Annotated in this window: 5 protein-coding genes; 1 reads left to right on the top strand and 4 read right to left on the bottom strand. The window is 43.5% G+C overall.

The features are described 5' to 3' along the window. Positions 1 to 15 precede the first annotated feature (15 nt). The 3 genes from IEV61_RS06205 to IEV61_RS06195 are packed head-to-tail and all read right to left on the bottom strand — an operon-like array spanning position 16 to position 7,073. Complete coding sequence (locus IEV61_RS06205) at positions 16 to 1,521, bottom strand: RagB/SusD family nutrient uptake outer membrane protein (RefSeq protein ID WP_188414807.1); 1,506 nt, start codon at positions 1,519 to 1,521, stop codon at positions 16 to 18. Between the two features lie 18 nt (positions 1,522 to 1,539). Next, positions 1,540 to 4,821, bottom strand: a complete 3,282-nt coding sequence (locus IEV61_RS06200) for a SusC/RagA family TonB-linked outer membrane protein (protein WP_188414804.1) — start codon at positions 4,819 to 4,821, stop codon at positions 1,540 to 1,542. Between the two features lie 17 nt (positions 4,822 to 4,838). Continuing rightward, positions 4,839 to 7,073 carry a fasciclin domain-containing protein gene (locus tag IEV61_RS06195; protein WP_188414802.1) on the bottom strand — a complete coding sequence of 745 codons (2,235 nt, stop codon included), beginning with the start codon at positions 7,071 to 7,073 and terminating at the stop codon, positions 4,839 to 4,841. 377 nt (positions 7,074 to 7,450) lie between these two features. Between IEV61_RS06195 and IEV61_RS06190 the strand changes: the two genes are divergently transcribed. Then, positions 7,451 to 9,925, top strand: coding sequence for a carboxypeptidase-like regulatory domain-containing protein (locus IEV61_RS06190; protein WP_188414800.1), 2,475 nt, complete (start codon positions 7,451 to 7,453; stop codon positions 9,923 to 9,925). Positions 9,926 to 10,054: 129 nt separating this feature from the next. On the opposite strand, the gene IEV61_RS06185 is transcribed toward IEV61_RS06190, so the two are convergent. After that, positions 10,055 to 11,989, bottom strand: coding sequence for a glycoside hydrolase family 97 protein (locus tag IEV61_RS06185; RefSeq protein WP_188414798.1), 1,935 nt, complete (start codon positions 11,987 to 11,989; stop codon positions 10,055 to 10,057). Positions 11,990 to 12,128: the final 139 nt, after the last annotated feature.

Below are 12,128 nucleotides of genomic sequence, written 5' to 3'. Positions count from 1 at the left end.
ATTATGGTTTACTAATTATCTATAAAAAGGATTTTGGATAAGGTTAGGATCCGTTTGTATTTCGTACTGGTTGATAGGAAAATAGTGGCTATTTGGATCTTTTAATTTATTAACAGCTGATTGCTGAACACTGCCCGGCACCGATATAATAGCGGCCTGGGTTAATATGTCTAACCTTGCGTAGTTATTGCGCTTGGCATTACGCAGCAGGTCATACCATCTTTTTCCTTCATATGCCATTTCGCGGGCACGCTCGGCCAATATATAATCGGTTAAACCTTTTACATCATCGGGCGATACAATTTGTGCTGACAAATCAATAGCCCGTGCACGTGTACGTATCTGGTTAATAATGGTTAAAGCTTCCTGTCCGCGTCCCGAGTTAGCGCAGGCTTCGGCTTTTAACAGCAGAATATCGGCATAGCGGTAGAAAATCCAGTGTGCATAAGATATATCCTGTGTGCGGGGGCTTGCAATATCTACACCAATGTATTTGTAAATAGACTGATCGCCCGGACGTACGGAGGTACCTATGCCACGTATGTCGATATTAAATTCATTATTAGGATCAACAGTAAACACATCTTCAAGTACACTAGGTCCGGCCAGGTAACGGCGACGGTTAGTGGTAAACATTGAGAAATAAGGGTTTAAGATCTGCGAGTCGAACTGCAATTCAAAAATACCCTCAACCGAGTTTCCTGTGCCATACAAAGTATTAAACCATGTATTATTGTTAGTACCCGGAACCAAGGCAAACTTACCCGAGTTAATGATCTTATCGGCAGCGGTAATACAATCAGCATAATTATCCATCCACAGGTAAACATCGGCCTGCAGGGCATTTACTGTGTAGCGGGTAACACGTCCTTTGTCAGATATAAGGTCGCCATAAGAAATAATTGAATAGCTTTCGGCCAGTTTTAAATCGGCTTCAATTTGCTTAAGCACCTCTTCTTTACTGCTTTTAGCCAGCTGTACCAATTCGCTGTCTGATGACGTTGACTTCAGTTTCAAAGGCACATCGCCAAAACTGCGCACCAGGTAAAAGTACATAAGTGCCCTGATGGTCAAAGCCTCAGACAGGTAGGCATTCAACTGCTCCTGGGTAAGCGTGTTATCAAGTGCTTTTACGCCGGGTGCAAAATCGATCACGTTGTTACAAAAATTTATAACGCGGTAAATGTTACGCCAGTCGGTTACGGAGTTGGTAGACAAAATGGCCACGTTAACCACGTTGTTTTCATCAATGCTCATACCTATACCCGGTGATATCATATCGCCACGCAATTCACCCCAGGTAAAGAAAGATTCGGCAGGGGTAGGTACACGTCCGCTTCCACCGGTTTGCATGGCGGTGTAGCAGCCAATAACGGCCGATTGTATTTGTTCTTTTGATTGCCAGAACTTATCGCGGGTTATACCATCGGTTGGGCGCAGCTCCAGAAACTTGTTACAAGAGGTTGCCGTAACAGCCAGTACTGTAACCAGGAGCGTTTTATAAAGTAATTTTTTAAACATTGTATGTAGTTTAAAATGTTAAAATGTTGCAGTTAAACCAAAAGTGAATTGCTTCAACGGCGGCGTGGTTGAATAATCAATAGTAGCCTGTGTTATACCCTCACCCCTGGTAGAAACCTCCGGATCCTGACCGGTGTATTTGGTAAATATGGCCAAGTTTTCTGCAGTTAAGTAAACGCTAAGATTCTTGGTTTTTAAACGGCGGGCAAAAGCCTTGTTAAAGGTATAGCGCGCAGTAATTGACCTGAAACGCAGGAAAGAACCATCTTCTACATAACGGTCAGAACCTAACCAGTTATAACCAAAATTGTACAACGCACGAGGTATATCGGTTTCATCGCCTGGTGAGCGCCATCTTCTTAATACGGCTGTACTTTGGTTGTTAAAGCTGTACTGGCTGGTAGTGCTTATTTTGGTACCGTTAATAATTTGACCACCGGTACGGAAGTTAAAGTAAGCCTGTAATTTAAGATTACCCCTGAAAGTAAAGGTAGGACCAAAACCACCGGTAAATTTAGGACTGCCGTTGCCGAGGTATACCACATCCTGGTAGTTGATGTTACCATCGTGGTTAATGTCTTCATAAACAGCATCACCCGGTTGGAACTGGTAATCAACCGCAGGGTAATTAAAGCGCATTTGAACAGGTGTACCATTAGGGCTTAACACTTTATTACCATTACCGTCGCGGGCTATGGTTGCATCGGCATCTTTGTAAACGCCTTTAAACTTGTAACCATAAAAAGAACCAAGCGGGTTGTTCACTTGCAGTAAAGACAGGTATTGTCCGTTTACGTTAGTATTTCCGCTTTGCGTAGGATAGTAAGGAGATACCGAACGCAGAGCGTTGATGTTGTTGGAAATATTAAAGCTGAAATCGAAAATGAAGTTTTTTGATTTGTAAGGCGTACTAAACACACTGAACTCAAAACCCTGGTTATCCAGCGTACCAGCGTTTAACAATACCGAGTTATAACCGTTGAACGAGGAAAGGTTAATGGTAGTTAACAGATCTTTGGTACGGTTACGGTAAATACCAAAATCAATATTCAGGCGGTTTTTAAACATGATAATGTTTACGCCGGCATCCATACCTTGCAGCGTTTCCCATTTCAGGTTATCGAGCTGTATGTTGTTAGAGTATAAACCCGATAGGCCTGCATAGTTGGTGGTTGTACTTACGTAGTTGTTATAAAACAGGTAGTCGCCGTTTGGAGCACTACCGCTTTCGCCGTAACTGCCTCTGAAACTGAAATCATCCAGCCATTTGCCAAACTTCTTCATAAAAGGCTCGCCCGATACGCGCCAGCGGCCCGATACCGAAGGGAACAAGCCATAACGGTTGTTAGAACCAAAGCGTGAACTACCATCGCCGCGTAAGGCAACGTTAATAATGTAACGATCCAGGTATTTGTATTGTCCGTTTATTAAAGCGGCCACGTTGCGGTATTGCGAAGTACCCGAACCAATAGCACCGTTACTGTTTACACGTCCCGGCGACAACGGATCTTGTAACTCGCTCGAAGCTGTATTAGTGATCAATTGGCCCTGTGTTACCGATTTAATATCATTGCTTTGCAGCGATATTAACCCTGTGAAAGAGTTTTTTTCGTTAAGACGGGGAGTATATAAAAAGTTAGTTTTGGTAGATATGCTATATGTATCGTAATCTGAATTAGAGGCAAGGTTTACAGTGCTTTCGGTAAACGGACGACCGGTTGCCTGTTGCGGTAAAAAACGGGCTTGCTTACCATTACTGATATCGAAAACCACATCACTAGTAATGTTAAAAATACCCGGCCTCACGTTGTATTGTAAGTAAAAGTGTGGTGTTATACGATCATTTATAAGGTTGTTTTGTGCCGACAGCGCCATAGCTACCGGGTTGTAAGTACCCGGGTACTGACCCTGAACGTTATTTGCAGGCGTAAAAAAGTTAGGTGTTAATAAACCAAACTCGTTGTACTCATAAATACTGCTGTTAGGCGCTCTTACCGAAGCAATGTTACGCACGGCATCGTTACCCGAACCGTTGCTGCTGCCAGCATAATTAAACTGCGTGTTTGTGTGAGCATAAGATACGAAAGTGGTGAAACGGATTTTGTCTGAAACAATGTAGTCTAAGTTTAAACGGGTGTTCAACCTGTCTAACCCAGTACCAATGTTAGAGCCTACCTGGCTGTTGTAGCCTACCGATGCAAAGTAGCGTGCCTTTTCGCCACCACCCGATATGGAGATATTATTATCTAACACACTACCACGACGGGATAAGGCTTTTACCCAATCAGTATTTTGGCTGTAGTTGCTATAGTAGTATTTATCATAAGGATCATAAGCAAACTCTTTGGTAGTTTGTGTATTCAACGGGTTACCGGTAACGTTCATGTACATTTCGGGAATGAATGAAGAATACTGGTCGCCGTTTAAAAGCGGGATACCGCTTGGCTGCTGTGTAGAAGTACCTTTAAAAGTAAAGGTGATGGTTGGTGCACCTCTAACCCCTCTTTTGGTGTTGATAATAAGCACACCGTTAGCCGCTCTTGAACCCCAAACCGCTGTTGCAGCAGCATCTTTCAAAATAGAGATGTCGCGGATATCAGAAGGCGCTATACTTAACAGATCGGCGTACTGGGTATTATCGGCCGTGGCAAAGTTAAAGCCCGAAGGCACAGTGGTTTCAAATGGTACGCCATCAACTACGATAAGCGGGTTGGTAGCGCCGTTGATAGAACTGGTACCCCTGATCTTGATAGACATACCCGCACCCGGATCGCCCGAGTTGGAAACGATATCAACACCCGGTAAACGGCCCTGAATAGCCTGGTCAATAGTAGTAGCCTGCAACTCTTCTACATCCTTGGCATTTAAGGTTACGGTTGATGTAGTTTGATCGCGTTTGTCAATTACCAAACCGCTACCGTTATTGGTTTGCTGCCTTGCGGTAACCGTTACCTCACCAAGCGAATTACTGTTAGATTCGAGTGTGGTGTTAAATATCCGCCGGGTACCAATATCAAGCACTTTAGGTTTATAACCTATAATTGATATGGTAAGCTTGTGAGTAGCATCACTTATTTTGATAGCAAAGTTTCCATCAATATCGGTAGCAACACCGGTTATTGTACGTTTATCTTTATCCTGCTCTACTACAGTAGCGCCAATGATAGGGAGTTTATCTTTAGCATCGGTAATCCTTCCTTTGATCAGGATCTTCTCCGCAATTTGTGCCTGGGCATCAAACGCAGTAAAACCACACAGGATAACAACCGAATAAATAATTAGGTAAAAAAATCTTCTCATAAGGTGGTCCTGAATCGTTAAAAGTTATATCGTAAATAGTTGTCAATCTGGTGCAGCAATGTGCGGGTACCTAAATAGTTGCTGGCACTGCCATTAACCACTGTAGCCACACGGCCCTGATTATCGGTTACTTTCAAATTATTGGGCTGATTGTTAATGATCAGTTCCAGCTTATCGCCCACCGAGTTGGTCAGGAAGGTTGGGAAACCCGCACCATTGGGGCTCTTTTGCCCGTCGGCAGCTATACTAATACCATTCAGGATATGAAACTGTATAAAACGCGCAACCTTGGCCCTATCATCAACCGATGCCGGGTTGAAAGAAGCCGTTGTAAGTGCATTGTTGGTAATGGTACCTGGTAATATTCCATCACGTACGGCTTGCAGTATTGCAGCATTGGTAGGAATAAATACGGTATAGTTTGCTCCGCTTATGAAACCGGCAATTTCGCCGGCGACCGTATTATAAGCTGTTGAGTTGATCAGATACTGGTAAAAGCTATAGTAAGGCGAGGTTGGCGTTGTTGCGTTTACTGCAATTTGCGAAGCCACAGTACCGGTTGGGTAAAGCATAGCGCCCGCAGGCAGGTAATAAACGCGGCCATTTGAATAATCTCTGGAGTTAACCACAGGTATTGCTTTGTATGAAGCATTGGTAGACTCGAGATTACCGCCTGCAAATACCGTATTGTTATTCCATTTAATATACTCACTGCCGTAGGCTTCAATAATGCCTTGGCTATTCAGGTTGTTTAGTTCTTTATTAGGTGTTGAGATCACATGCAGGTTAATAATGCGCTGCAAATTATCGCGCGGACCGTTACCGCTGGTGGTTGTACCGTTTAAAGTATATGTATATTGAGAGGTAGCGGTGCTGTAATCATACCCTAACGAACGCAAGGTAACATCGGGCACCATAAAAATAGTAAATTGCAAACCCGGGTTGGTTATAGTTGCTTTCATGTTACTCAACACCCTGCTCATTAACGAATAATTAGGATCTAAGTAAGCACGGCCATAAACAGTGCTAAACACGTTGGCCTGCTGTACTGCATTAGTACCATAAAATATTCCGTTGCTGCAAAACTGCCTATCAGTTACGTTGTTGCTGGCGCTGATGCGGCCAGGCTCGCCTAAAAAGTTGTTGGTAGTGGAAAATTTGGTAGGCCAAAGTGTGGTGCTAAACAAGTGGGCGTTCAGCAAATCGGCAACTATGGAGCTTGGCAGTTTATCAACGGTACCATAAAACTCTAATATGACCTCATTAAGATATTTAGTAAAAGCCTCATTATTTGGCGCTAACATAGAGTAACCCTCAGACTGGCCGTCGTTATCCTGTGCCTTAACATAGTTTTCGTTACCTAAAGCAAAGGCCAGTAAGGCGGCATATTGCTTAATATAAACCTTACTAGTTTTGCCTGTTAGTATATTATAACGGCTGGCGGCATCATTATTTAAAATGTAACTCACCATGAAACGATCGAACAGCTTCTTAAACTCACTGTATTGGGTATTGCCGGCTAGCTTTTGCTCAATGCTTGGCAACGGCTGTATTACACGGTCAATTTCATGAATTACACCGTTTTCGGCTATAAGGTCTTTATTAACTACACTTGCATCTACTACGTTAAAACCGGTGTATGGCGTATTAGGGAAGAAATAATTATAATCTGCCGCACCCAAATTTTTAGACGACATGTACGACGAGTAAAAATAAGGAATATACTTATTGTTATTATCGCCAAACACAAAGGTATTAGCATTGCGGTTAGCCGAAAGCAATACCGTTGCAGGACCATCAGGACCATTATCAGTATAAAAACCATCATAATAAGCTGTACGGCGCTTGTATGCGTTGTTGGCTACCCAACCGGTAGGTGCCTGGTAATCGGCAATATGATTGGTTTGAAACGCGTTGAAAACAAGACAGTAAGTAACAAGTTTACGGGCTGTAGTAGAGTCAATAGCAGCTAAAGAAGTATTATTTTCGGTAAAATACTTCTTGAATGCCTCATCGTTAGGGGCAAAAAACGTCCAGTAACCAGCTGCAGACAGGGTGCTTTTATATCCCGATTTATCAATGATCGCTAATAAGGAAGTAAAATTTCCCTTAATGCTCAACACCTGATATATAGGTGGTTGTAAATTATCGGGACGGCCGTAATAGGCATCAAAGGCTTCTTTACGGCAGCCTCCGAAAAATACGACCACGCAAAAAAACAGAAATAAATTTTTAAGTAATTTATACATCATAGAATATCTAATAACTGTTAGATTTTTTATAGAAAGCGGCTGCAATACAAGGCTTAAGCTACAGCCTAAGACAAGAGACTGCTAATAAGTGTCAATTTGACGAATTTTGGTACAGGCTTAGTTTTAGCCAATGAAGACGTAAGTAAACTTTTATTCATATGTTCGGTTTTACAATTGGTTTTGATTAATAAGCAATTGCCTGAAGATGGGGCAAACAATACTATATTATCAGTTACTAAAACTATCTACTTATTATCATTCAACCATCCTGCACCATCCTATTATTTGGACTTTTGTAATAATCATTAAAATAATAGTTGGGAATTTGTAATTTTAACAACCATTTAAACCGTCTTTTAACAGATAAACAATTTCCCGTGAAAAAATTCAGATTGCTACTTGCCTGTGCAGTATGGCTGCTTACTGTACTATCTTGCTATGCCCAAAACAATACGCCTAAAAAGGAGGTAAAGCTCTTTTTTGAGAATGTTTATCTTCATACAGATCGGCAGATTTACACCCCCGGAGACGACCTTTGGTATAAAGCCTATTTAACTAATGCGCAAGACGGTCGGCTCATAGGTACCAGCAAAAACCTTTATGTAGAGCTTATTGGCCCGGCCAATCAAATGCTTTTTCATGAAATTATTGCATTAAATAACGGCTTAGGCAAAGGCGACCTTAAAATGCCCGATTCTATCAGGGCAGGCAACTACCGCCTCAGGGCATACACCAACTGGATGCGCAACTTTGGCGATAATTTTATTTTTGAGAAAAACATCACTGTCGTAAGTGTAAAACCAGCAGCGGCTTCTAATACCATTGCTAAGGAAGAAGTAGTACGCTTTTTCCCCGAAGGTGGCTCTTTAGTTGCCGGGGTAAGCAGTTTGGTTGCCGTTAAGGCTGAGGCCTCGGCCAAAAAAGGGCTAACCGTAAAAGGTGCAATCTTTTCATCCTCTGGCGATACGGTAGCTAATTTCGCGACCGATACCCTGGGCATGGGCATGTTTACACTATTACCTTTAGCCGGGCAAACCTACAAAGCCAAGTATACAATTGGCCGAAAAGTTACAACTACAGATCTTCCTGCACCATTAAGCAGTGGCCTTGCACTAAAGATGTTAAAAAAGGATACTACCTTGTATGCTGTAATTAGTTGCAGCGAACAAGCTGCGGCGCAGTACGCTAACCAAACTTTAACGCTTAAAGCACGCAGCTATGGCAAATTAACTTTTCAACAAACCTTACAGCTTAAGGGCAACACGGCGGCTGTAATTATACCTGCATCGCAGTTGCCGGGAGGTATATGCAGCCTTACTTTATATGATGCACAGCAAAAACCCAACTGTGAGCGGTTGATTTATAATGAGCATTTTGCAAAGATCAATTTAAAACTAAACCTCAACAAGAGCACTTACACCACACGCGAACAAGTGGTGGCCAACGTGTTACTCACGGATAATAAAGGTCAATCATTAGGAAGTAACTTCTCCATGTCGGCTGTTGATGCCGGCCTGGTTGCACCCGAGGAGGGGAACATTACCTCCTACTTATTACTGCAATCGGAATTAAAAGGCGATATTGCCTATGCTGCCAGGTACTTTGACACCACCAATGTGCAGCGCTTTAAACAGCTCGACTTGTTACTACTTACTCAAGGCTGGCGCGATTTTGTTTGGAAACGACTGGCGGATACGGCTTTGCGTATTGCTTACATTCCCGAGCAAGGCTTAAGTATTTCGGGCAAGGTGCAGGACAAGAAAAACATTGCACTACCGGGAGCTAATATAACCCTGATTGCCGCCAAAGCTACCAACGGACGCCTGTTTTCTGCACAAACCGATGCCACCGGGAAATACTACTTTGATAACCTGCAGCTTTATGGCCCGCAAAGCCTCCGTTTAAACTCCAAAGATGCAAAAGGTAAAGCCCTGGGCATTATAACACTCGACTCGTTAAACACCAACCGCCCGTCTGTAGAGAATTATCAGTTAGATAACGGCACTCCGGTAAAGCTATCGCCCGCCGGTACAGCAGCGCTGGTAAAACAGGTAACGCAGGCCAAGCAACGCAGCCTGAGCGATACATTAATACGCCTGAAAGAAGTGCAGGTAAAGAATAATAACCCCTTGGTGCTGCGCGACCGCGCCGTTACCTCATTTGGGTATAAAGATGAAGTTTTAAAGGTAAAACCTGAGGATTACCGGTATAATACCCTGCGCGATTACATACAATTTGCCTCCACCCAGGCACGGGTAGACGCAGAGAACAATCGCTTGTTTTTTATGGCTGATGGGAAGCAGCTTACACCACGCTTTGTGATCAATAACCGCGATGCCTTGTTTACCGATGCCGATCCGGCGGAGGTAACCAGTATGATATCGAACTCTTATTTAGATTTGCCGGTATCGTCAGTTGATCAGGTGGTAATCAAAAAACTCATTGCCGGGCAATCGCTCATGGTAACGCCCGACAGCGCTGCCGATGCCAGCCCGCGCGAGCGTTTCAACAGCAAAAACCCATCAGCTATAGGACCGGTTTTCGTTATCTATCTAACCCTAAAACCCGATGCCTTTAAAAAACCCGAACCGGGTGCCATACAGGCTGAAGTGAACGGTTATTACGAAGCCCGCGACTTTTACAAACCCATGTACAATCAAACCAAAAACGATACACGTACAGATAGCCGCGCTACCCTGCACTGGGAACCCAACGGCAGCACCGTACAAAACGGCCGCAGCGCTATAAGCTATTACAACAGCGACAGCAAAACCACCGTTAGGGTGGTAGTGCAAGGTATTACCAATACAGGCGTACCTTTCACCGCGGTAAAAACTTATAGTGTGAAGTGATGAATATAGGATTGTAAAGCGTATAAACCCCTCCCTGCCAACGCTCAACCAACTGCACCCCTCGGGAGGGAACTGTGAAGCAGGATAAGTTCCCCCCTCGGGAGGGCAGGGAGGGGTTTAGACGCTATACTATTGCATCAGCGTCAATACGAAACCACCGTTACCTTTTACCTTAACAGTTTGAGCATTTGCTGCGCTTACATTATTAGTAGCAAATGAAAATTCGCTATCGCCATCGTTGATCAAAGTGCGGCGGGTGTATTTCTTGAAAAACGACAAATCAAGTTTAATATCCTTTTCTACGTTTTCGCCGTTTACCCCGGCAATTACCCAGCGGTTGCCGGTTTTACGGGCTATGATGGCCAGTTTACCGGGGTAGCCGTTTACAAAACGTACATCATCCCATTGGCCGGGCAACTGGCGTAAAAAGCTTTTAACATAATCAGGGGCCGAAGCCATGCTTTCATCCGTTTCGGCCATGTGCTGCACACCCGAAAGGAACAGTACCGGCAAAGCCAATTGAAATGCATTGGTAGTTTTGCGTTTGATTTTAGGGATTTGCCCAAATACCATGGGCGTAAAATCCATAGGATCGAAAACGTTGCGTACAAACGGAATTGTGGCGCAATGCTGTGCCTGTATATCCTGGTTCCTTTGCTCAAAAGTAGCAAACTCCATTCCCTTAATGGCTTCTACACTTACCAGGTTAGGGTAGGTACGCTGCAAACCACGCGGCAAGGTAGCACCATGAAAATTGACCAGTAACTTGTAAGTCAACGCATCCTTCAATATGGCATGGTAATACTGGATCATGGATTGACCATCGCCGCCGAAAAAGTCAATTTTAACACCCTTAATACCCATTTTACTTAAGCGTTCAAATTCTTTAGCGCGGCTTTCGTGGGTAAGCATTTTATCGCGCGGCGTGTACGGCGCGGTATTCCAGCTGCCTGCCGAGTTATACCAAAGCAATAACCCTACGTTACGGGTTTTGGCGTAATTAGCGAGTTCTTCAATTTTCTCATACCCTATTTTGCGGTCCCAATCAGCATCAATTAAGCAGTACTCCCATTTCATGCTGGCGGCATAATCAATAAAGCGTTTTTGCACACTGTATTTGGTAGAGTCGTCTTTCATGATAACCCAGCTCCATGATGCCTGACCAGGCTTTATGAATGATAGGTCCATCTTAGGTGCATGAGTGGCTACATCGGTACCCAGAGTAGATTCTGTAATAGTTTTTAAAGACCCTAAGGTGATAATGCGCCAAGGCGTGTACCAGGGTAATTTAGATTGCGGCCCTAAAGCACCGCCCGGAAAAATTTCTACCGGGTCCGGGAAACCTACACTGTACTCCCCTCCCGACGATTCGGCCTTTAAACGGGTAGCGCAATAATCGCCATCAGGAAATGTTTCGGTAATTAAAGCCCAGTTGTTGCCACTTTGAAACAAGGCCGGGTAAACCCATCCTGCCTTCATAGGCGAAGGCATACCCACGGCAACACCCTGCTCATAATATTCTTCGTAAGATGGGTTAGTTTGCGCCCATCCTGTTTTAGCAACCGACATAGGCTGTAGCCAGCCCTTAGTTTGCGTACTAAATTTATAAGAAGTTACCTCGACTGTGATCTTCTTTACATCGGTAGATTTATCGGGAAAATGATAGCGGAAAGCCACGCCATCATTAGAGACCTGAAAAATAACGTCCATCAATTTGCCTTTGGCATTTTTTAAATGAAAATATTGTAGGGTAGCTTTATAAGTGATGTTCTTGCGTTTGGCCGTAGCCAGTTCATAATGATCGATCACTCCAAGTTCTTCGGGTACCGATACCATGGCTAATCCCTTTGAGAAATCCTGGTCTTCCCTAACCAGCCCAAGCTTTGAGCTTAAAATAACGGGCTCATTGTTGCGGCTAACTTCATAGTTTAATTTACCTCCGGTTAAGCCCACCTTAACCACAATTTTACCATTAGGGCTTTTAACAACAAATGGTGCATTGGGCGCCGCTTTAAGCAGCAAAGGAAGCAGCAATGTTAGTGTAACAAGTTTAATGATCTTCATAGGCTTAAATCACAGTTTCAAGGCATAAACATACCGCGCAACAGTGCAGGTACAGTCCCTGATCTTATAAATAGTTAATTGGTTATCAATACAAATAAACAAAAGTTGCCTTAAAAATATTTGGTTTAAATTATTATTT

It is taken from the genome of Mucilaginibacter galii (genome assembly GCF_014635825.1).
Taxonomy (GTDB): Bacteria; Bacteroidota; Bacteroidia; order Sphingobacteriales; family Sphingobacteriaceae; genus Mucilaginibacter; species Mucilaginibacter galii.
The sequence above is the reverse complement of the archived record's forward strand: the minus strand, read 5'-3'. Positions and strand labels throughout refer to the sequence as shown.